Below are 21,937 nucleotides of genomic sequence, written 5' to 3'. Positions count from 1 at the left end.
AGGGGCATGGCATGTCGACGGTCGCATCCTGATCGGGACGCGATCGTGAGGCTGCCGATTGCGCTCTCGGGAGGATGCCATGCGCATATCTGTCAGCGCCGTCTCAGGTACTCCGGGGTGCACACCCCCTTGGCCCGCACTGATCCTCCTCGGGCTCCTGGGTGCGTGCCAGCAGGCCAAAGCCCCGGCACCGGAGATCCGGCCCGTCAAAACCATCACGGTTGAGCGCCGCGCCGATGAGCAGTCCGTGTCGCTGACCGGACAGATTCGGGCCCAGAACGAGGTCAGCCTCGCCTTCCGTATCGACGGTCGCATGCTGGAGCGGCCGGTCAATGTCGGCGATCGGGTCAAGCCCGGTCAGGTCGTGGCGCGGCTTGACCCACAGAAGCCGCAGAATGCGCTCCGCTCGGCTCAGGCCAGCCTGTCGGCCGCGCAGGGTCAGCTTACCCAGGCGAGGAACACCTTCGGGAGGCAACAAAGCTTGCTCCAGAAGGGTTACACGACCCGCGCCCAGTTTGATGACGCCCAGCAGTCGTTGCAGACCACCGAGGCGCAGGTGGATTCCTCACAGGCGCAGTTGCGCAACGCCCAGGACCAGCTCGGCTACACCGAACTCCAGGCTGACGCACCTGGTACCGTGACCGCCAAAGGGGCGGAGCCTGGCGAGGTGGTGCGGGCCGGGCAGATGATCGTCCAGGTCGCTCGTCAGGGCGGGCGGGACGCCGTGTTCGACGTGCCGGCCCAACTCGTCCGCATGAGGCCGCGTCAGGCGACCATCACCATCGCGTTGGCGGACGACGCCACCGTGAAGGCCATCGGCAGGGTGCGGGAGATCGCACCGCAAGCCGACCCGGTTACCCGTACCTACCAGGTGAAGGTCGGTCTGACGGACCCGCCCGCCGCCATGCGGCTTGGCTCGACCGTGGTCGGGCGGGTCTCCGAGACCTCCGGCGAGGTGATTGAGGTCCCGGCGACGGCGCTGACTGAAGCGAATGGACGTCCGGCCGTCTGGGTGGTCGATCCCGCCGCGCAAACCGTGTCACTGCGCAATGTCGACGTGATCCGCTACGACCCGGCCAGTGTGACTATCTCCCAGGGCATCGAAGCCGGCGACGTGGTCGTCACCGCTGGCGTCCAGGCCCTGCGACCAGGGCAAAAGGTCCGCCTGCTCGGAGCTACGTCATGAGGCTCAATCTGTCCGAGTGGGCAATTCACCATCGTTCCTTCATCGTTTTCCTGATGCTCATCGTCATGACTGCGGGGAGCGCCTCCTACTTTGCCCTGGGGCGGGCCGAGGATCCGGTATTCTCCGTCAAGACCATGATTGTCAGCGCTGGATGGCCCGGCGCGACCCTCAACAACACGCTCCAGCAGGTCACTGAGCGCCTCGAACGGAAGCTCCAGGAGACCCCGCATCTCGACTACATCAGCAGTTACACGACGCCCGGCCAGACGACGATCTTCGTCAACCTGAAGGGCGAGGTTGCGGCCCGGAACGTCCCTGACATCTGGTACCAGGTCCGCAAGAAGATCGGCGACATCCGGAACAGCTTGCCCCAGGGAGTGACCGGCCCGGGCTTCAACGACGAGTTCGGCGACACCTATGGGATCGTCTACGGCTTCACTGCCAGTGGGTTCACCCACCGCGAGCTGCGCGACTACGTCGAGGATACCCGCTCGCGGCTTCTCCAGGTGCCCGACGTGTCCAAGATCGACGTCGTCGGGGCGCAGGACGAGAAAATCTATATCGAGTTCTCGACCGAACAACTCGCCGGCCTCGGGCTCGACAATGCCGCCCTCGTGGCGACCCTTCAGAAGCAGAATGCCGTCGCCCCCGCGGGGGTGGTCGAGACCGCCAACGAGAAGCTCCTGATCCGGGTATCGGGAGAGTTCCGCTCCGAGCAGGACCTGCTGGCGGTAAATTTCGTTGCCAACGGACGCATCATCCGCCTGAGCGACATTGCCACGGTTAGGCGCGCCTACGGCGATCCGCCTCAACCGATGTTCAGGGCCAACGGACAGCCTGCCATCGGGATTGCAATTTCTATGCGGGACGGCGGCGACGTGCTGGCGCTCGGCCGGAACATCGCAAATGCCATGGCAGCGATCCGGGCGGACCTGCCCATTGGGATCGAGCCCGTGCTCGTGGCTGACCAGCCGGTGACGGTCGAGCACTCGATCAAGGAGTTCATGAAGACACTATGGGAGGCCGTCGCCATCGTTCTGGTGATCAGCTTCCTCAGCCTCGGTCTGCGGGCGGGCGCAGTCGTCGCACTGTCGATCCCGCTGGTTCTCGCCATGGTGTTCATGACGATGGCGTATGCCGGCATCGACCTGCAGCGTATCTCACTCGGCGCGCTCATCATCTCTCTCGGCCTCCTGGTGGACGACGCCATGATCACGGTCGAGACGATGATCACGCGGCTCGAACAGGGCGCCAGCAAGGAGGACGCCGCCACCTTTGCCTACACGTCGGTCGCGTTTCCCATGCTAACCGGCACCCTGGTCACCGTGGCGGGCTTCGTCCCCATCGGCTTCGCCCGCAGCTCCGCTGGGGAATACACCTTCTCGATCTTCGCCGTGGTCGGCATCGCGCTCGTCGCGTCATGGTTCGTCGCCGTGCTCTTCTCACCTCTGCTCGGGGTCTGGCTCCTGCCAAAGCAAGCGAAGCATGCTCATGCCGAGCCGGGGCGACTGATGCGCGCGTTCCGACGCTTACTCATCGTCGCCATGCGGGCGCGCTGGGCCACCATCCTGGCGACGCTTGTCCTCTTTGGGCTCGCGCTCTACGGAATGCGCTTCGTCCCGCAGCAGTTCTTCCCAGCCTCGGACCGGCCCGAACTGCTCGTCGATCTCAAGCTTCCCCAGAATGCCTCGATCCAAGCGAGCGAGACCGTGGCCAGCCGGCTCGACGGTATCCTGAAGGGTGACGGCGAGATCGATCACTGGAGCACCTATGTGGGTCGTGGCGCCGTCCGGTTCTATCTACCGCTGAATGTCCAGCTCCCGAATGACTTCTTCTCGCAGGCGGTGATCGTCACGAAGAGCCTTGAGGCCCGGGAGCGGGTCAGGGCCCGCCTGGAGACGGTGCTGGAGACTGAGTTCCCGAGCGTCGTCGCCCGGGTGTATCCGCTTGAGCTGGGGCCGCCTGTGGGTTGGCCGTTGCAGTATCGCGTCACCGGACCCGACGTGAACACCGTCCGTGAGACCGCATTCAAGGTCGCCGACGTGATGGGCTCGGATTCGTATGTCCAGAAGATCAACTTCGAGTGGATCGAGCCGGCACGAACCTTTCAGATCCGTGTCAACCAGGACGAGGCCCGGCTGCTGGGCCTAAACTCCCAGGATGCGGCTCAGGCCCTCAACGGCGTCGTGACCGGCGCGTCGGTAACCCAGGTGCGGGACGGCATCTACCTCATCGACGTCGTCGTCCGCGCCGGCAGCGAGCAGCGCACCTCGCTGGCGGCCCTGCGCGATCTTCAGCTTCCGCTGCCGAACGGCCGGACGGTGCCGATCACCCAGCTCGCATCCGTGGATTACGGTCTGGAATTTCCGCTCGTCTGGCGGCGGGATCGGGTGCCGAGCCTCGTCGTGCAGGCGGATGTCGCTCCCGGCGCCCAGTCGGCATCGATCGTCAAGGAGCTGGCCCCCAGGATGGGCAAGCTGATTGCGAGCCTGCCCGGCGGCTACAACGTGGCCGTCGGCGGCACGGCGGAGGAGAGCGCCAAGTCGCAGGCGTCGGTGATCGCGGTCGTTCCCCTCATGTTTGGGCTGATGCTCATTCTGCTCATGGTGCAGCTCCAAAGCTTCCAGCGCCTGTTTCTGGTGCTGAGCGTGGCGCCCCTGGGTCTGATCGGGGTCGTTCTGGCGCTTCTGCTGGTGAACAAGCCGCTAGGGTTCGTCGCCATCCTGGGTGTCCTCGCGCTTGTCGGCATGATCGCGCGCAACTCGGTGATCCTGATCGACCAGATCGAGACGGAGAGAGCCCATGGGCTGCATCCGTGGGATGCCGTCGTAGAGGCGACGGTGCACCGCTTCCGTCCCATCCTGCTGACAGCGGCGGCGGCGATCCTGGGCATGATTCCTATTGCCCCAACGGTGTTTTGGGGCCCGATGGCCTACGCTATCATGGGCGGGCTTGCGGTCGCGACAGGGCTGACGCTGATATTCCTGCCGGCGCTGTACGTCGCATGGTTCCGGATAAGCTCGCCGGTCGTGATAGAGGCGTCCGAGCCGCCGCCCGAGGCGGCACCTGCCCTGGAGGGCGCGACTGCCAAATGACGGCAGGTACGACGCAGCACCGGCTTGACAAAGGAAGGCGCGGTCCACGCCTGACGCGAACGCACGATCCGGTCTCCTCGCCGAGCAGGTATCGTGTCTGCCTGGGGCGTCTTCACACGGTCAAGGTTCCGGACCGGCCTTGTCGCGCCGCCGCCGGCAAGCGGACCTTCTGAATGCCGGCTTTAGATCAACTTCGGCCCCCAGGTGGTACAGGCTTGAAAGTCTCACTTGGGTCGAAAGACATCGCCAATTCCAACGGAGCACCCATCGCCCCTTCGCCTCACCCCTGCCCCGGCTTGACGATCCGGCTCAGGCGGTTGTCGGTGAACATGTAGATCTCGCGCCCGCCGGGCTCGGAATAGAGCACCTGGACCTCGCGCTGGCCCTTGCCGCTCTCGCCGACCAGCACGTCGGTCGGGCGCGTGCCCTTGAGCTTGACCAGCTCGCATTCGGTGATGCCGGGCGCGATCTCCTTCGGCAACGGGCGCGTCGAGGGGTCGAGCGAAGCGCCAACGCTGCATTCGCCTTCCGGAGTCAGAACGGGCTCCTGCGTCGAGATGCCGGCGCTGGCGCTGCTGGTCGTCGTGGTGGTGACGCCACCCTTGGTTTCAGACTGGAAGGCGAAACCGCCCATATCGACCGAGCAGCCCGCGAGCGTCGCGGCGCAGACAAACAGAACAGGCAGTCTCACGCTTTCTTCTCCCAGCGGCCGGCGTCGTCCTGCTGCCAGTAGCTGGCGGCATGGCCCGAGGCTTTGGCCTTCTTCCAATCCTCGCGGGCAGCGGTGAGCGCCTCGGGATCGTCTCCGTCGAATATCAGAACGACGCGCTCGTATTCCTGCATTGCGTCGGGAATGCGAACACCATCGGCGCAGACCCGCACCTGCGCGGCGTTGGGGTTATGCGGCTGCGTGGTGACGACCACCGGATTCTGCGCCGCATCCGCCTCCATCGCCGTGACATGCGGCAGGAAGCTGTCATCCGCGTAGCTCCACAGGTGATCGTCGACCACGCTCAGCCGCTCCTGGCTGGAGACCTCGACGACGACCTTCTGGCCACGCGACAACGCCCGGTCGAGAATCGTCGGCAGGACCTGCTCAAGCGGGCGGGACTGCAGATGGAAGAACAGGATCTCAGCCATCGAAACCGTTCTCCATCAAAGCCAGAGACGGTCCTCCGTGGAATGCTCTGCCCTTATGTGAAACCCTCGCCGTCATCCCGGGCTTGCCCCGGGATCCATCGTAGGACTCCGGAGCCCGTCGATGGATCCCGGATCTCCGCTTCGCTCCGTCCGGGATGACGGCAGCGGTTCGATCTGAGAACGACGAGGCAACCACGTCAGCCTTCGTAGTGGTCGGCCACGAGCCGGTCGAGCAGGCGCACGCCCCAGCCCGGACCCCAGGACCGGTTGATCTCGCTGTCCTTCGCGGCCATCCCTGTGCCGGCGATGTCGAGATGCGCCCAGGGCGTATCGTTGACATGACGCTGCAGGAACTGCGCCGCGGTGATCGAGCCAGCATAGCGCCCGGCCGAGTTCTTCATGTCGGCGAACTTCGAATCGATCATCTTGTCGTAGGCCTTGCCGAGCGGCATGCGCCAGACCGTCTCGCCGGTGGCGATTCCGGCCGCCGTCAGACGCTCGGAAAGCTCGTCGCTGTTGGTGAACAGGCCGGCATTCTCCTGCGCCAGCGCAACGAGGATCGCGCCCGTCAGCGTCGCGAGGTTGATCATGAAGCGGGGCTTGAAGCGCTCCTGCGTGTACCAGAGCACGTCGGCGAGGACGAGCCGGCCCTCGGCGTCGGTATTGATAATCTCGATGGTCTGGCCCGAGAGCGAGGTGACGATGTCGCCCGGGCGCTGGGCGTTACCATCAGGCATGTTCTCGACGAGGCCGATCACGCCGATCGCGTTGACCTTGGCCTTTCGGGCGGCGAGCGCATGCATGAGGCCGACGACGCAGGCCGCGCCGGCCATGTCGCCCTTCATATCCTCCATGCCGGCACCGGGCTTCAGCGAGATGCCGCCGGTGTCGAAGGTCACGCCCTTGCCGACGAAGGCGACCGGCTTCTCGTCCTTGCCGGCGCCGTTCCAGCGCATGATGGCGACGCGGCTCTCGCGCCGCGAACCCTGCCCGACGCCAAGCAGCGCGCGCATGCCGATCTTCTTCAGATCCTTCTCGTCGAGGATATCGACCTCGACATCGAGCTTCTTTAGCTTGGCAGCCCGGTCCGCGAATTCCTCGGGATAGAGCACGTTCGGCGGCTCGTTCACGAGATCGCGTGCCAGCACGACGCCGCCGGCGATGGCGTCTGCCGCCTTCACCGTCTTTTTGAGCGCAGCCGGATCGGCGGCGCGCAGCGTCACCGCAGTCGGCTCGGCCTCGTCCTTGTCCTTGCTCTTCGTCTTGTAGCGATCGAACGCATACGCCCGCAGCTTCAGGCCAAGCGCCAGCTCGGCACCCTGCTGCGCCTCGATCGCGCCGGCAGGCAACGCCAGGACGATCTCCGCCGTGCGGCCCGCACCGAGCCGGCCGGCGATGGCGCCGCCGAGCCTGACGAAATCCAGCTCGCCCTGGTCGTCCTCGCTGCCGACGCCGACGACGATCAGTCGCTCGTAGGCGGACCCTTCCGGAGCGGGCAAGGTCAGGCCGGCATAGGCCTTCCCCTTGAAGCGCTCGGCCCGCGCGGCTCGCGTCAGCAGCGCCTGCGCTGCCTCGCCCGCAGCGGTTTCGGCCGCACGCGGCAAGGCGAGCCGATCCGAGACCAGGATCACGAGATCCTGCCCTTCAACGGCGGCGGGGGCTTTGATCTCGAGCTTCAGGCGTTGCGACATGATCCGCTCACAATCTTGCGACAAGTGCGTGGGAAGGACACCGGTAAGGCCGACCCCAAACGATTCCCGTTTGCGCCGGGGACGCGGCTATACCATAGGGAGTGTCCGACGAACCACCTCGGGAAGTCTCTAAAACTCCCCGCCTGCCGGAAGCGACGCGTGCTGCTCAACCGCCTCGACCGATACATCCTGAAGACTGCGGCGGGGGCGGCGATCGTGCTGCTGCTCGGTCTCACCGGTGTCATCTGGGTCACGCAGGCTCTTCGGGAGGTCGATCTGATCACCGGCAAGGGCCAGACGGTGCTGATCTTCCTGACGGTCACGCTGCTGTCCTTGCCGGCCCTGATCGCCGGCATCGCGCCTGTCGCGCTGTTCATGTCGACGCTCTATACGCTCAACAAGCTCAACGGCGATTCCGAGCTGATCGTGATGAACGCCGCCGGCGTGGCGCCGCACCGGATCACCCGGCCGTTCCTCGCCTTGACCGCGATCACCGCGATCGTCGTCGCCTGGATGAGCATTTCCGTGATGCCGACGAGTTTTCGCATGCTGCGCGACCTGATCACGCTGATCCGGGCCGACTTCGTCGCCAATGTCGTGAAGGAGGGACAGTTCGTCTCGCTCGATTCCGGCGTGACCTTCCACTATCGCGAAAAGGCCGGCGACTCGCTGGTCGGCATCTTCATGCAGGACCGTCGCGACCCGGCGCAGCCCTCGATCTATCTTGCCGAGCGCGGGCGGACGGTGGAGGCGGAAGGCCAGAGCTTCCTGATGCTGGAGAAAGGCACCATCCAGCGCGAAACCAAGAACACCACCACGACCTCGATCATCTCGTTCGAGCGCTATGCGCTGAATCTCTCGGCGCTGACCGGCGATCCGAGCGGCGGCCCCGGCGAAGGCGACGGCGACAAGGTGATCTACAAGCCGCGTGAACGCTCGACTTGGCAGCTCCTGAACCAGGATCCGAACGAAAACTATTACAAGATTCAGGAAGGCCGGTTCCGGGCCGAGCTGCATAACCGCCTGTCGGCGCCGCTCTACCCCTTCGCCTTCATGCTGATCGCTTTCGCGGCGATCGGCGAAGCGCGCACCACGCGACAGGGACGGGCGCTGGCGATCCAGGCCGCGATCATGATCGTCGGCGCGACGCGCATCGCCGCCTACGCCGCCTGGACCGCGAGCGTACGCTCGCCCTTCGCGGCGGCCCTGCTCTATATCCTGCCGATTGCCGCCATCGTTCTGGCGACGGCCTTCATTCTCTACGGCGAGCGGCTGCGGCCCTTCCTGGCGCGGCTCGCTGCCCCTCTGACCTTGCCAATCGCCGGTCTTGCGGCTCGTTTCCGGCGCGCGTGATGTTGCTCTTCTCGACCTTCGGCCGCTATCTGACGAAGCGCTTCGCCCGCGCGATCCTCAGCGTCTTCGGCACCTTCTTCTTCCTGATCGGCACGCTCGATTTCGTCGAGCTGATGCGCCGCGCCGGCGATTCGCCGATCGCCACCACGCCACGGATCGTTCAGCTCGCGCTGTTTCGCGCCCCAGCGGTCGCCGAGCAGATCTTCCCCTTTGCCGCACTGTTCGGCGGGATGTTCGCGCTGCTCACGTTGAGCCGCAAGCTCGAGCTGGTGGTCGCTCGCTCGGTCGGCGTCTCGGCCTGGCAGTTCCTGCAGCCCGCCGCCGCCGTCGCAGGCGTGGTCGGCCTGATTTCGATCATGATCTACAATCCCCTCGCCGCGGACCTGAAGCGCAAGGCGACGGCCCTCGAGACACGCTTGTTCGTCCGTGCGAGCGGCAAGACAGGGGCAGCGCAGGATATCTGGCTGCGGCAGCGCAGCGTCGATGGCCAGGCCATCATCCGCGCCGGCGGCGCCCTGCCCGAAGAGGACGGCCTTTCGCAGGTGACGTTCTTCATCTTCAATCCGGATGGCTCCTTCAAGGAGCGGATCGATGCACGGCAGGCCGTGCTGCGCCCCGGAAACTGGGAACTCAGCGACGCGCGCACGACGTCGGCCTCGGAACAGCCACAGAATTTCGCGAGCTACATGGTTGCGACGACCCTGGAGCCGGAACAGATGCGCCAGAGCTTCACGCCACCCGATGCGGTGGGCTTCTGGTCGATGCCTGCGGTCATCGACCGCACGCAGCGCGCCGGCCTCGACACAACCCCATACGAACTGCGGTATCAGGCGCTTATGGCACGCCCGCTGCTGCTGATCGCGATGGTCCTGGTGGCCGCATCCGTTTCCTTAAGATTTTTCCGGTTTGGTGGCGTCACCAAGTTGGTGATAGGTGGCGTCGCGGCCGGGTTCGTGCTCTATGTTGCGACACAACTGTCGGAGGAACTCGGATCGTCGGGAATCGTCAATCCGATCGTCGCGGCGTGGCTGCCAGCTGCATTGGGGACAATGCTGGGAGCCCTCGCCCTCCTCCATCAGGAAGACGGGTGAATCGTACTGTGCCTATGGTTAATTTTGGGTTTAACGGATGGTTTTGGCGGTGAATCGCGTGGCACGCTTTGCTGCGGCGACCGCTCTCGCCTCCAGCCTGGCCTATCTGCTGGCCGGACCGGCCTATGCCCAGAATCGGGCTGCCGGCTCGCAGCCCGCGCCTGCGGCCGCCGCCAAGCCGCAGGACCGGATGGTCGTCGACGCGCGCGAGCTCGTGTACGACAACGACAAGAAGACGGTCGCGGCCGTCGGCGATGTGCAGATCCTGTATCAGGGCCGCACGATCGAGGCCGACCGCGTTGTCTATGACCAGGCCAGCAAGCGCGTCATCGCCGTCGGCAACGCCCGCATCACCGAAACCAACGGCACGGTCATCACCGGCGACAAGTTCAACCTGACCGACGATTTCCGCGACGGCTTCATCGATTCCCTGCGAGTCGTGAACCCCGATCGGACCCGTTTCTCGGCGCCGCGCGCCGAGCGCACCGACGGCGAGACCTTCGTCTTCGAGAAGGGCATCTACACCGCCTGCGAGCCCTGCAAGGACAACCCGGAGCGTCCGCCGCTCTGGCAGGTTCGCGCCGCCCGGATCATCCACAAGAAGTCCGAGCAGACGATCTACTACGAGGACGCACGGCTGGAATTCGCCGGCATCCCGATGGCCTATCTGCCCTATATGTCGGGCCCGGATTCGACGGTGAAGCGGAAGTCCGGCTTCCTGTCGCCCAAGTTCATCAACACCTCGGCGCTCGGATTCGGCGTCGGACTGCCCTATTTCCTCAATCTCGCGCCGAACTACGATCTGACGCTGACGCCGACTTTCCTGACCCGTCAGGGCGTGCTCGGCCAGGCGGAATGGCGCCATCGCCTGGTGAGTGGCTCCTATGCGATCCGCGCCTCCGGAATCTTCCAGCAAGACAAGGATGCGTTCCTGGCTAGCCCGCTGGGCCCGCGCGACAAGGAGTTCCGCGGCTCGGTCGAGACGAACGGCAAGTTCTTCATCAATCAGAGCTGGACGTTCGGCTGGAACGCCTCGATGTCGACGGATCGCTGGTTCTACAAGAACTATCGCATCCGCAACGAGAGCTTGAGCAGCACCACCTATCTACAGGAATCGATCTCGACGGCCTATCTGAACGGCCAGAGCGCGACGGCCTGGTTCGACCTGCGCGGCTATTATTTCCAGCCCCTCAACTATCAGGACTGGCAGAAGCAGCAACCAGTCGTGCTGCCGGTGCTGGACTACGACAAGCGCGTCCACAAGCCGTCCTTTCTCGGCGGCGAGCTCGACTTCAGCGTCAACGTCACAAGCTTGACCCGCGACACGGCAGCCTTCTCGGAATTGCCGCAGCAGAAGACCTATCTGATCACGACGCCGAGCTATTCGCTCTATGACGGCTGCGCCGTCTACCAAAAGAATACCTGCCTCGTCCGCGGCCTCGCCGGCAATGTTTCGCGCGCGACGGCACAGGTGGCCTGGCGGCGCAACTTCATCGATCCGCTCGGACAAATGTGGACGCCCTACGCCTCGCTGCGGGCCGACATCTTCTCGATCAATCCCGATACCAGCAGCGTCATCAATTCGCGCGTCGCGACGATCGCGGATACCTCCGACGAGGTTTTCGGGCGCGCCATGCCGGCCATCGGCCTGATGTATCGCTATCCCTTCGTCGCCAAGACGGGCTGGGGCACGCATATCATCGAGCCCGTCGCCCAGATCGTGGCGCGGCCGAACGAGACCAACAGCCTGCGCATCGCCAACGAAGATGCCCAGAGCCTCGTCTTCGACGCGACGAACCTGTTCGAGTGGAGCAGCAAGTTCTCCGGTTACGATCGTGTCGAAGGCGGCAGCCGCGCCAATGTCGGCGCGCTCTATACCGGGCGGTTCGGCAAGGACGCCTTCGCCAACTTCCTGGTCGGCCAGTCCTTCCAGCTCGGCGGCCGCAATTCCTTCGCGAGCGGCGACCTCGTCAATACCGGTCTCAATTCCGGCCTCGACACGGACAGCTCGGATATCGTCACCCGCGCTCAGATTTCCCCGTTCCAGGGCTTCTTCCTGACCGGTGCCGCCCGCCTGAACGCGACGACATTCGAGGCGCAGCGGATCGATGCCGCAGCGACCTATTCGAACAGCGTCATCTCGGCCTCGGTCGGCTATGGCCGCTACGAGCCGCAGCCGGATCTCGGCATCTCCCGCCGGCGCGAGGGCCTGTCTCTCAACGGCTCGCTTCGCGTCGCCGAAAACTGGCGCCTGCGGGCCGGCGTGCTGTTCGACCTGGACAAGTACAAATACGACCGCGAGCGCTATCGCGACGTCTATGCTTCATATCTGGCGGCACCGGCAGTGGCGGCGATGCCGGTCTATCCCAACACCGGTCCGTTCCAGACGGCCTCGACCTCACTCGGGATCAACTACACCGACGAGTGCACCATCTTCGACATCAGCTATTCGCAGAGCTATGCCGACCGGCAGGCAGGCGCGACCAAGGACACCCGCACCGTGATGTTCCGTCTCGAGCTGCGCACGCTGGGCGAACTGAGCTACCAGCAGAACCTCGGCGGCACCTCCACTACGGGCGACGGCGTCGGCCAGTAATACTCCGGGCCCCCACGGCAGCCCGAGTTCCCCTTCCGACGCGCGGAGTTTGCCCTTGCCGTCCTTGCCCCTCGCGCTGACACAGGGCGATCCGGCCGGCATCGGACCGGAGCTCATCTTGCGGGCTTGGCTCGAACGCCGGGAACGCAACCTGCCGCCCTTCGCCTGCATCGCCAGCCCCGGCCATCTTGCCCAGACCGCCGATGGCCTGGGATGGCAGGTCCCGCTGCGGATCTGCGACTGGCATGAAGTCAACGAGACATTTGCGGATGTCCTTCCGGTCATCACCCTCGACAGCGGCGGCATTGCCGTGACGCCCGGCTCGCCTGATCCCGCGACTGCACCGGCCACGATCGCTTCGATCGACCACGCCGTCGCTGCGGTCAGGACAAGCAAGGCCGGCGCTGTCGTGACCAACCCGATCGCGAAATCGGTGCTCTACCAGGCCGGCTTCCGGCATCCCGGCCATACGGAATATCTCGCTCATCTCGCGGCGGATGGCGGTGTCGAGCCGCGGCCGGTGATGATGCTTTGGTGCGATGAACTCGCGGTCGTGCCGATCACGATCCACGAGGCGTTGCGCCGCGTGCCGGAATTGCTGACGACCCAGCTCATCGTCGAAACGGCGCGGATCGTCGCGGCCGAGCTAACAGCCCGCTTCGGTATCGCCGCGCCGCGTCTCGCCTTCAGTGGTCTCAATCCCCATGCCGGCGAGAACGGCGCGATGGGCGACGAGGACATGAAGATCATCGCTCCGGCCATCGCCGAGCTGCGGGCAGAGGGAATCGATGCGCGCGGCCCGTATCCGGCCGATACGATGTTCCACGCCCGCGCACGGGCCGGTTACGATGCGGCGCTGGCAATGTATCACGATCAGGCGCTGATCCCGATCAAGACGATCGCCTTCGACGAAGGCGTGAATGTCACGCTCGGCCTGCCCTTCATCCGAACGTCGCCGGACCATGGCACGGCCTTCGACATCGCCGGCAAGGGCATCGCACGTCCCGACAGCCTCTGTGCGGCCCTTAAGCTCGCAGCGCGCATGGCAGAGACCCAAACACCGGCGGAAGCGGCATGAGCCAGATCGACGACCTGCCGCCACTGCGCGAGGTGGTGGAGCGCCACGGCCTGATGGCGCAGAAGGCGCTCGGGCAGAACTTTCTCTTCGATCTCAACCTGACGAGCCGGATCGCCCGGGCGGCCGGGCCGCTCGAAGGCGAGACCATCGTGGAGATCGGGCCCGGCCCCGGCGGGCTGACTCGGGCGCTGCTCGCGAACGGGGCTGGACGGGTGATCGCGATCGAGCGCGACCGGCGCTGCATGCCGGCGCTAGCCGAGATCGCCGCCTATTATCCGGGGCGGCTCGACATCATCGACGGCGATGCTCTCGCGGTCGACCTGTCGCCGCACCTCCGAGGTCAGAAAGCGAAGATCGTCGCCAACCTGCCCTACAACATCGGCACGCCGCTGCTGGTCGGTTGGCTCAGCCTCGAGCCCTGGCCGTCCTGGTGGCGTTCGCTCACGCTGATGTTCCAGCGCGAGGTCGCGGAGCGGATCGTGGCTTCGCCAGAGGAGCGCGCGGATTACGGCCGCCTTGCCGTGCTGTCGAACTGGCGCTGCGAAACGAAGATCCTGTTCGACGTGCCGCGCAGCGCCTTCGTACCGCAGCCCAAGATCACCTCGTCGATCGTCCAGCTCATCCCGCGCGAGCACCCTGAGCCCTGCGACCGGCGCCTGCTCGAACGCGTCACGCTCGCGGCCTTCGGCCAGCGGCGCAAGATGCTGCGGCAGAGCCTGAAGGCGGTCCTGTCGGATCCGGCCCCGATCATCGCCGCCGCCGGCCTCGACGAGACGGCGCGGGCCGAGGAGATTCCGGTCTCCGGCTTCGTGCGACTGGCGAACGCGCTGGCTGCGGTCTAACGCCGGCGCTGGCCAGCGCGCGGCTAGAGCTGCTCGGTCAGCAGTCCCTCGACGAAGGCGGCCAATCCCGTGGCACGGCTGCGCTTGAGGCGCTCTGAAGCCAGGATCGAACGAACCGCCTCATAGGCCTTTTCGAGGTCGTCATTGACGATGACGTAGTCGTAGACCGTCCAGCGCGCGATCTCCTCGCGCGCATTGGCGAGGCGCTTGGCGATGACCTCTGGCGCATCCTCCGCCCGCCTGACAAGGCGGGAGCGCAGCTCGGCCATCGAGGGCGGCAGGATGAAGATCGACACGACGTCCTCTCGCGCCTTCTCGAGGATCTGCTGCGTACCCTGCCAGTCGATGTCGAAGAGCACGTCGCGGCCGGCTTTCAGCGAGTTCTCGACCGGCTTGCGCGGGGTTCCGTAGCCATTGCCGTGCACCTCGGCCCATTCCAGCAGCTCGTCGCGCTGGCGCATCTCGTCGAAGGTCTCGCGATCGATGAAGTGGTAGTGCACGCCGTCGATCTCGGAAGGACGCTTCGGGCGCGTCGTCACCGAGATAGACAGGTCGAGATTCGTCTCGTTCGGGGATTTCGAGAGCGTGCGGGTCAGCGTCGACTTCCCCGCGCCTGACGGCGACGACATGATCATGATCAGGCCGCGCCGGGCCGGACGGACGGTTTCAGCCATCGAGGCTCACTCCACGTTCTGAACTTGCTCGCGCATCTGGTCCACGACCGTGCGCAATTCGAGGCCTATGCGCGACAGGCCGGGATCATTGGCCTTGGCGCAGAGCGTCGAGGCCTCGCGGCCGAATTCCTGGGCCAGGAAATCGAGCTTGCGGCCGATCGGGCCGCCCTTGGCCAACAGCTCACGCAGCGCCGCGACATGTGCGTGCAGCCGGTCGATCTCCTCGCGGATATCGGCGCGGACCGCGATCAGCGCTGCCTCCTGATGCAGGCGCTGGGGATCGAAGCCATTGTTGGCCCCCATCAACGCCTCGACCTGCGTGGCGATGCGCGCCCGGATCGCGTCGCCGCTGCGGGCCGGATGCCGCTCGGCCTCGCCTGCCAGCCGGGCGATGGTTTCGAGATGGCCAAGGACGATCGCTTCGAGCGCGCGGCCCTCGGAAGCTCGCGCTTCCTTCAGGGCAAGGGATACCGCCTCCAACCCTGCCAGCGCCGGGGCTTCGACGGAGCCCAGAGCGTCCTGCGCCTCATCAGCGAATTCGACGACTCCGCGAATGCCGAGCAGGCCGTCATAGGAGGGCGGATTGATACCGGCGGCCGGCGGCAACCGCTCGATCGCCTGTAGAAGGGCGGCGAGAACAGCTTCGTTGACACGCGGGCGCGCCGGCCCCGCATCGCTCGTCACAGCCAGATTGACGTGGAGGGTGCCGCGGGAGAAGGCGCCGGCCAGCCGCTTGCGCGCCGCCTCGGCCAGGATTTCGAAGCCGGGCGGGACCCGAACGCGCAGATCGAGCCCACGCCCGTTGACGCTGCGGATTTCCCAGGCCCAGCCATGGATGCCGGCGGTGCCGGCGGCGCGGGCAAAACCCGTCATGCTTTCGATGGCCATGGCCTGTCGCCGCTCCCTTGTGATGCGGCGGGACCGTAGTGGCGCGTTCCAAAGGGGGCAAGCGCCGCCATGGCGGAAAATGGGTATGGCGCCTGCGATCAGGGCCGCGGCTCAAGGCTTGAGCTGCGGCACCTGCTTGGGCGAGTTCAGATCGAAGCTCTTGTTGAGCAGCGGATCGCGCGCCGTGCCCTCCGAGGCGTCGAAAGCGCGTGCGCGGGTCCCGGCCAGGGCACCGGCTGGCTGAGCTACGGGAACGCCGGCGCCATCGGCGGCCGGCTGCGTCGTCGCCGGCGCCTCGGTGCGGTTGTCCGGAGACGGGGGCGGCTCGACCTTGTCGACGGATTCGGTTGACGGCTTGCCGCCCTGCTGCTGGCCGCGCGTGGTCTCGATCTGGCGCCAGCGGCCGACATTGCGGTTGTGCTGGTCCAGCGACTCGGCGAAGGCGTGGCCGCCGCTGCCATCGGCGACGAAGTAGAGGTCCTTCGTCCGCGAGTGGTTGACCACCGCCTCCATCGCGGCGCGGCCGGGATTGGCGATCGGCCCCGGCGGCAGGCCGCTGATGACATAGGTGTTGTAGGGCGTCGCCTGCGTGATCTCGTTGCGCTGGATCGGGCGGCCGAGCGTGCCCTTGCCGCCGACGAGGCCGTATACGATCGTCGGGTCGGATTGCAGCTTCATCTTCTGGTTCAGGCGGTTGATGAAGACGCCCGCGACACGCGGACGCTCATCGGCGCGGCCGGTCTCCTTCTCGACGATCGAGGCGAGAACCACGAGCTCCGCCGGGGTCTTGATCGGCAGATCGGCGGGGCGCCGCTCCCAGATCCGGCCGAGGACCACGCGCTGGTCGCGCGCCATGCGATCGATGATCGCCTGCCGCGAAAAACCGCGCGGGAATCGATAGGTGTCGGGCAGGATCGAGCCTTCCTTGGGCACCTGGGCGACCTCGCCGGTCAGCAATTCATTGTCGCGCAGGCGGGCCACGATCTGCTCGCTCGTCAGCCCTTCGGGAACGGTGATCGAATGCTCGACCACCTTGCCGCTGGAGATGATATCGAGGATCTCCTGCGGGCTGACGCGGGCCTTGAACAGGTATTCGCCGGCCTGGAGCTTGTGCCAGTCGCCGCCCATGATCGCGGAAACGCGGAAGCTCAGCGGGTGCTCGATCAGCCCCTCGCGCTGCAGCAACTCAGCGATCTCGGTCAGCCCGCTCTCCTTCGGGATGATGAGGACGCGGTCGCCGGCGAGCGGGCCCGGTGCCTTGCTTTGATTGGAGACGATCGCGATGCCCGCGCCGACGACACCCGCCCCGACCAGGGCGACCGTGAACAGGCCGCTCAGCATCGACAGGAAGGGGCTTCGACGCCGGCGACGCACCTTGGGCGGCGGCGCCGGCGGCGCTACGGGCTTGAGGGCCTCGCTCGGACTCTTCGGGGCGACGCGGGGCGTATCATTCACGATCAAGACGCTCGCAGCATAAGGTAGAAGATCTCGACACGACCGGGCGCCCGGACAACCGTGGAACCGAGCGCATCAGATTTGAAACCGCCGCATTAGAACCGGTTTCCTCGTGGCTGTGAACGCGGAATCGCGCATTCGCCCACGCAGGCGCCCCACTCTACCCAACATTATGGCAAAACGGCGCTATTCCCTGCCGATCAGCCGTCGGGCTGGTAGCGCCGCATGACGAGGGAGGCGTTGGTGCCGCCGAAGCCGAAGGAATTCGACAGGGCGTAATCGATCTCGCGCTTGCGCGCGACATGCGGCACGAGATCGATGTCGGTCTCGACCGAAGGGTTGTCGAGATTGATCGTCGGCGGCGCGATCTGGTCGCGGATCGCCAGCATCGTGAAGATCGCCTCGATCGCGCCGGCCGCGCCGAGCAGATGCCCGGTCGCCGATTTGGTCGAGGACATCGAGGGGCGCTTGGGCGCATTGGACAGCAGGCGCTCCACCGCACGCAGCTCGATCTCGTCGCCGAGCGGCGTCGAGGTGCCGTGGGCGTTGATGTAGTCGAGATCCCCCGCCGTGATGCCGGCACGGTCCAGTGCCGCCTGCATGCAGCGATAGGCGCCGTCGCCATCCTCGGAAGGCGAGGTGATGTGGTAGGCGTCGCCCGACATGCCGTAGCCGACCACCTCGGCATAGATCTTCGCGCCGCGGGCCAGCGCGTGCTCGAGTTCCTCGAGCACGACGACGCCGGCACCTTCGCCCATCACGAAGCCGTCGCGATCCTTGTCATAGGGACGCGAGGCTTTCTCGGGCGTGTCGTTGAAGCCGGTCGACAGCGCCCGGCAGGCGCAGAAGCCCGCGATGCCGATGCGGTTGATCGCCGATTCGGTGCCGCCTGCGACCATCACCTCGGCATCGCCGAGCGCGATCATGCGCGAGGCGTCGCCGATGGCATGGGCGCCGGTCGAACAGGCCGTGACCACGGCGTGGTTCGGCCCCTTGAGGCCGTGCTCGATCGAGACATAGCCGGCGGCCAGATTGCTCAGGCGGCCGGGGATGAAGAACGGCGACAGGCGGCGCGGGCCGCGCTCCTTGAGCAGGAGCGAGGCCTCGTAGATGCCGCCGAGCCCGCCGATGCCGGAGCCGATGGCGACGCCGGTCCTGATCTGGTCCTCGTAGCTTTCCGGTTTCCAGCCGGCATCGCTCAGCGCCTGCGTGGCGGCCGCCATCGCAAAGACGATGAAATCGTCGACCTTGCGCTGCTCCTTCGGCTCCATCCACTGGTCGGGATCGAAGGTCCCGTCGCTGCCGTCACCCCGCGGGATGTTGCAGGCGATCCGCGCCGGCAGGTCGCTGGCGTCGAAGCTGGTGATGGGGCCGGCGCCGCTGGCGCCGGCAAGCAGACGCGCCCAGCTCGGCTCGACGCCGCAGGCGAGCGGCGTCACCATGCCGAGTCCGGTCACGACAACGCGTCGCATCGGAAAACTGCGAGAAGCCATGATGCTTTCTGCGTCGATCAGCCCTTGGGGCCGATCAGGCGCTCTTCGACGAGAGGAACTTCACGGCATCGCCGACCGTCACGATCGTCTCGGCCGCATCATCCGGAATCTCGACGCCGAACTCTTCCTCGAAGGCCATCACGAGCTCGACGGTGTCGAGGCTGTCCGCGCCCAGGTCTTCGATGAAGTTGGCGCCGTCGACGACCTTCTCGGGCTCGACGCCGAGGTGCTCGACCACGATCTTCTTCACGCGCTCGGCGACATCGCTCATGAGTCTCTTCCTTAGAAACTGAAAACGCATCGCAGGGACGCGACGCGTATTATGGACCTCATTCCCAGCCACCGCGCCATCGTGACGATGCCCGCGATCCGGAAAGCTCGAAGCCTGCACAAACGCAACAACCAAGGTTTCGTCAAGTCCCCTCGGCTTACCGGACGGCAGCGCGACGGCGCTAGTTAACATACCCTTTCGAGGCTGGCGAGAGCGCCGTAGACTTATCAGAACCAATCCAGAATTGGCTCTAACACGCTTATATCATTGCCATTCCGCCATTGACGTGCAGCGTCTGCCCGGTCACGTAGCCGGCTTCCGCGCTGGCGAGATAGGCGACGGCGGCTGCGATATCCGTACCGGCACCCAGCCGCCCCATCGGCACGTCCGAAAGAATGCCCTCGCGCTGCTTGTCGTTCAGCGCCTGCGTCATCGGCGACTCGATGAAGCCCGGCGAGACCACGTTGACGGTGATGTTGCGGCTTGCGACCTCGGCCGCGAGCGCCTTCGACATGCCGATCAGACCGGCCTTGGCGGCTGCGTAATTGCCCTGGCCCGGATTGCCCATCGTACCGACGACGGAGCCGATCGAGACGATTCGGCCGTAGCGCCTGCGCATCATCGACTTCACGGCGGCGCGCGACAGGCGGAAGGCAGCCGTGAGATTGACCGCGATAACGCTGTCCCAGTCCTCGTCCTTCAGGCGCAGGAACAGGTTGTCGCGCGTGATGCCGGCATTGTTGACGAGGATGTCGAGCCCACCGAGCTTCTCCTCGGCCGTCGGTACCAGCGCCTCGACCGAATCCTTGTCGGAGAGATTGCAGGGCGCCACGACGACGCGCTCGCCGAGCTCGGCCGCCAGAGCCTCCAGCGCTTCCGCGCGCGTGCCGGAGATCGCGATGCTCGCGCCCTGCGCATGAAGGGTTCGCGCGATGGCTCCGCCAAGGCCACCGGTAGCGCCGGTGACCAGGGCCTTGCGGCCGGTCAGATCAAACATGTTCGCTCCCTTTTTTCGGCGTCCTGCCGTTATTGCCCGTTCTGGGCCCTCGCCCTCAGGCGTTGCGGGCCTTGTAAGCCGCGATGTCCTCCGCCGTGCCGATCGAGACCGGCGCCGAGCCTGCGACGATACGCTTGACCAGGCCGGCGAGCACCTTGCCGCTGCCGAGCTCGACGAAATTGGTGACGCCCGCAGCCGCCATCGCCTGGACGCATTCGCGCCAGCGCACCGTACCCGTGACCTGCGCGACGAGCGAAGCCCGGATCGCCTCCGGATCGCTCAGGGGCGCCGCGCCGACATTGGCCACGACCGGCACCACCGGAGCCTGCATCGCGACCTTTGCAAGGGCCTCTCGCATCGCATCGGCGGCCGGCTGCATCAGCGCGCAATGGAAGGGAGCGGAAACCGGCAGCAGCATGGCGCGCTTCACGCCGCGCTCGCCTGCCAGCGCGATCGCCCGCTCGACCGCCGCCTTGGCGCCGGACAGCACGACCTGGCCCCCGCCATTGTCGTTCGCGGCCTCGCAGACTTCGCCCTGCGCGGCGTCGGCAGCGATCGAACGCGCGAGATCGAGTTCCGCACCAAGAAGCGCCGCCATCGCGCCCTGCCCGGCCGGAACCGCCTTCTGCATGGCGTCGCCCCGGATGCGCAGCAGCCGGGCGGCGTCCGTGATGGAGAAGGTGCCGGCGGCGGCCAGCGCAGAATACTCACCGAGCGAGTGGCCGGCGACGAAGGCGGCGTCGCGCTTCAGGTCGAGCCCTGCCTCGCTCTCAAGCACGCGCACGACCGCGAGGCTGACGGCCATCAGTGCCGGCTGGGCATTGGCCGTCAGCGTCAGTTCGTCCAACGGACCATCCCACATCACGGCCGAGAGCTTCTGCGAGAGCGCCGCATCGACCTCGTCGAACACGGCCTTCGCCGCCGGGAAGGCTTCGGCCAGGCTCTTGCCCATGCCGACGGCCTGCGAGCCCTGGCCGGGAAAGATGAACGCTGTCGTCATGTGGGGCGCCTCGTCCTTAATAACTTCTCTATATTATGACGGGCGCTGTCACATCGGTTTTGCCGCCAAGTCAAGCACGGAGCCCGAGTTTTCCGCTCCGCGACCCGCCTTTCCCGGCAGATTCCGGTTGCCATGGCGCACCGGACACTGTAACCACCGCCTCCTGCTTGTTCGGCCGGAGGCTGAACGGATGGCGCATGTCCGCATGGACGCGCGCAGGCTTGTTTCTCAGGCCGGCATCCCGTGTCTCCGCCTTCGAAGAAATCCTGTCGGGCCTTATCCAGGGCTCGGAGGGCTCCGCGCCGGGCGAAGCAGGGTGAAACAAGGAAGGCCACATATGGCATTGTACGAGCATGTTCTGCTCGCGCGGCAGGATGTCAGCGCGCAGCAGGTTGAAGCTCTTGTCGAGCAGTTCAAGGGCGTCATCGAAGCGAATGGCGGCGCCATCCGCAAGGTCGAGTACTGGGGCGTCAAGTCCCTCGGGTACCGCATCAAGAAGAACCGCAAGGCGCACTACACGCTGCTGAACATCGAGGCTCCCTCCGCCGCCGTGCTGGAGATGGAGCGCCAGATGCGCATCAACGAGGACATCCTGCGCTTCCTGACCGTTCGCGTCGAGGAGCTCGAGGAAGGCCAGTCGGCCATGCTTCAGAAGCGTGATCGTGACGAGCGCGGCGAGCGCGGCGGCGACCGTTTCGAGCGCGGCCCGCGCCGTGATCGTCCGCGTCGCGATGACGAAGTGACCGAAACCGCCGAAGCGGAGGCTTGATCCATGTCGACTGCATCCGCTGGCGCCCGTCGCCCCTTCTTCCGTCGCCGCAAGTCCTGCCCCTTCTCGGGCGAAGGCGCTCCGAAGATCGACTACAAGGACGTCCGTCTGCTCTCGCGCTACATCTCCGAGCGCGGCAAGATCGTTCCGTCCCGCATCACGGCGGTTTCCGCCAAGAAGCAGCGCGAGCTCGCCCAGGCGATCAAGCGCGCCCGCTTCCTCGGCCTGCTGCCCTACGTCATCCGCTGAGCGGGTGAAGCTCTTTTCCGGAGGCGCCCGGCGCCTCCGGATTTCGTTTTCAAGTTCAATCAGTCGCCC

Annotated in this window: 19 protein-coding genes; 9 read left to right on the top strand and 10 right to left on the bottom strand. The window is 66.0% G+C overall.

What is annotated here, in order from left to right; genetic code table 11:
* The first annotated feature begins 79 nt into the window (after positions 1-79).
* Positions 80-1,186, top strand: coding sequence for an efflux RND transporter periplasmic adaptor subunit (locus tag AC2FAN_RS17070; protein ID WP_485175557.1), 1,107 nt, complete (start codon positions 80-82; stop codon positions 1,184-1,186).
* Complete coding sequence (locus AC2FAN_RS17065) at positions 1,183-4,281, top strand: efflux RND transporter permease subunit (RefSeq protein ID WP_485175555.1); 3,099 nt, start codon at positions 1,183-1,185, stop codon at positions 4,279-4,281. The genes AC2FAN_RS17070 and AC2FAN_RS17065 overlap by 4 nt, the downstream gene beginning before the upstream one ends.
* 280 nt (positions 4,282-4,561) lie before the next feature.
* Here the strand turns inward: AC2FAN_RS17065 and AC2FAN_RS17060 are convergent, their stop codons facing one another.
* From AC2FAN_RS17060 to AC2FAN_RS17050, 3 genes are all read right to left on the bottom strand, one after another.
* Positions 4,562-4,972: a hypothetical protein gene (locus AC2FAN_RS17060; RefSeq protein WP_265053573.1), complete on the bottom strand. Its 411-nt coding sequence runs from the start codon at positions 4,970-4,972 to the stop codon at positions 4,562-4,564.
* Entirely contained in the window at positions 4,969-5,421 is a 453-nt protein-coding gene (locus AC2FAN_RS17055; RefSeq protein ID WP_265053574.1) for a DNA polymerase III subunit chi, read from the bottom strand. The genes AC2FAN_RS17060 and AC2FAN_RS17055 overlap by 4 nt, the downstream gene beginning before the upstream one ends.
* 197 nt (positions 5,422-5,618) lie before the next feature.
* Positions 5,619-7,112, bottom strand: coding sequence for a leucyl aminopeptidase (locus AC2FAN_RS17050; RefSeq protein ID WP_485175553.1), 1,494 nt, complete (start codon positions 7,110-7,112; stop codon positions 5,619-5,621).
* Positions 7,113-7,271: 159 nt separating this feature from the next.
* Here AC2FAN_RS17050 and lptF point away from each other — a divergent pair, with 159 nt between their 5' ends.
* The 5 genes from lptF to rsmA are packed head-to-tail and all read left to right on the top strand — an operon-like array spanning position 7,272 to position 14,072.
* Entirely contained in the window at positions 7,272-8,465 is a 1,194-nt protein-coding gene (gene lptF / locus AC2FAN_RS17045) for an LPS export ABC transporter permease LptF (RefSeq protein WP_485175551.1), read from the top strand.
* Positions 8,465-9,556 carry an LPS export ABC transporter permease LptG gene (gene lptG / locus AC2FAN_RS17040; RefSeq protein WP_476805609.1) on the top strand — a complete coding sequence of 364 codons (1,092 nt, stop codon included), beginning with the start codon at positions 8,465-8,467 and terminating at the stop codon, positions 9,554-9,556. Before lptF ends, lptG begins: the two co-directional genes overlap by 1 nt.
* 58 nt (positions 9,557-9,614) lie before the next feature.
* Positions 9,615-12,152: an LPS-assembly protein LptD gene (locus AC2FAN_RS17035; RefSeq protein WP_485175549.1), complete on the top strand. Its 2,538-nt coding sequence runs from the start codon at positions 9,615-9,617 to the stop codon at positions 12,150-12,152.
* Between the two features lie 49 nt (positions 12,153-12,201).
* A complete protein-coding gene (pdxA, locus tag AC2FAN_RS17030; protein ID WP_485175547.1) occupies positions 12,202-13,230 on the top strand; it encodes a 4-hydroxythreonine-4-phosphate dehydrogenase PdxA in 1,029 nt (342 codons plus the stop codon).
* Positions 13,227-14,072 carry a 16S rRNA (adenine(1518)-N(6)/adenine(1519)-N(6))-dimethyltransferase RsmA gene (rsmA, locus tag AC2FAN_RS17025; RefSeq protein ID WP_485175545.1) on the top strand — a complete coding sequence of 282 codons (846 nt, stop codon included), beginning with the start codon at positions 13,227-13,229 and terminating at the stop codon, positions 14,070-14,072. Before pdxA ends, rsmA begins: the two co-directional genes overlap by 4 nt.
* Positions 14,073-14,095: 23 nt before the next feature.
* On the opposite strand, the gene gmk is transcribed toward rsmA, so the two are convergent.
* The 7 genes from gmk to fabD form a co-directional block, all read right to left on the bottom strand.
* Positions 14,096-14,746: a guanylate kinase gene (gene gmk, locus AC2FAN_RS17020; RefSeq protein ID WP_265053581.1), complete on the bottom strand. Its 651-nt coding sequence runs from the start codon at positions 14,744-14,746 to the stop codon at positions 14,096-14,098.
* Positions 14,747-14,752: 6 nt separating this feature from the next.
* Positions 14,753-15,634, bottom strand: a complete 882-nt coding sequence (locus tag AC2FAN_RS17015) for a YicC/YloC family endoribonuclease (protein WP_265053582.1) — start codon at positions 15,632-15,634, stop codon at positions 14,753-14,755.
* A gap of 111 nt (positions 15,635-15,745) precedes the next feature.
* Positions 15,746-17,089 carry an endolytic transglycosylase MltG gene (mltG, locus tag AC2FAN_RS17010; RefSeq protein WP_265053583.1) on the bottom strand — a complete coding sequence of 448 codons (1,344 nt, stop codon included), beginning with the start codon at positions 17,087-17,089 and terminating at the stop codon, positions 15,746-15,748.
* Positions 17,090-17,289: 200 nt separating this feature from the next.
* A complete protein-coding gene (gene fabF / locus AC2FAN_RS17005) occupies positions 17,290-18,561 on the bottom strand; it encodes a beta-ketoacyl-ACP synthase II (protein ID WP_476805613.1) in 1,272 nt (423 codons plus the stop codon).
* Between the two features lie 55 nt (positions 18,562-18,616).
* The gene (locus AC2FAN_RS17000; protein WP_055727516.1) at positions 18,617-18,853 is read right to left on the bottom strand and encodes an acyl carrier protein; all 237 of its coding nucleotides are present in this window, start codon (positions 18,851-18,853) and stop codon (positions 18,617-18,619) included.
* A gap of 259 nt (positions 18,854-19,112) precedes the next feature.
* Positions 19,113-19,850 carry a 3-oxoacyl-[acyl-carrier-protein] reductase gene (gene fabG, locus AC2FAN_RS16995; protein ID WP_485175541.1) on the bottom strand — a complete coding sequence of 246 codons (738 nt, stop codon included), beginning with the start codon at positions 19,848-19,850 and terminating at the stop codon, positions 19,113-19,115.
* Between the two features lie 55 nt (positions 19,851-19,905).
* Complete coding sequence (fabD, locus tag AC2FAN_RS16990) at positions 19,906-20,850, bottom strand: ACP S-malonyltransferase (RefSeq protein WP_485175539.1); 945 nt, start codon at positions 20,848-20,850, stop codon at positions 19,906-19,908.
* 337 nt (positions 20,851-21,187) lie between these two features.
* On the opposite strand from fabD, the gene rpsF reads away from it, so the two are divergent.
* Both rpsF and rpsR read left to right on the top strand, forming a co-directional pair.
* Positions 21,188-21,619, top strand: coding sequence for a 30S ribosomal protein S6 (gene rpsF, locus AC2FAN_RS16985; RefSeq protein ID WP_265053587.1), 432 nt, complete (start codon positions 21,188-21,190; stop codon positions 21,617-21,619).
* Positions 21,620-21,622: 3 nt separating this feature from the next.
* Positions 21,623-21,868: a 30S ribosomal protein S18 gene (gene rpsR / locus AC2FAN_RS16980; RefSeq protein ID WP_038367644.1), complete on the top strand. Its 246-nt coding sequence runs from the start codon at positions 21,623-21,625 to the stop codon at positions 21,866-21,868.
* Positions 21,869-21,937 lie beyond the last annotated feature (69 nt).

It is taken from the genome of Allobosea sp. RIT-PG3_2, assembly GCF_057321085.1.
Note: the sequence above shows the minus strand (reverse complement) of the source record. Positions and strands in the feature narration are given on the sequence as shown.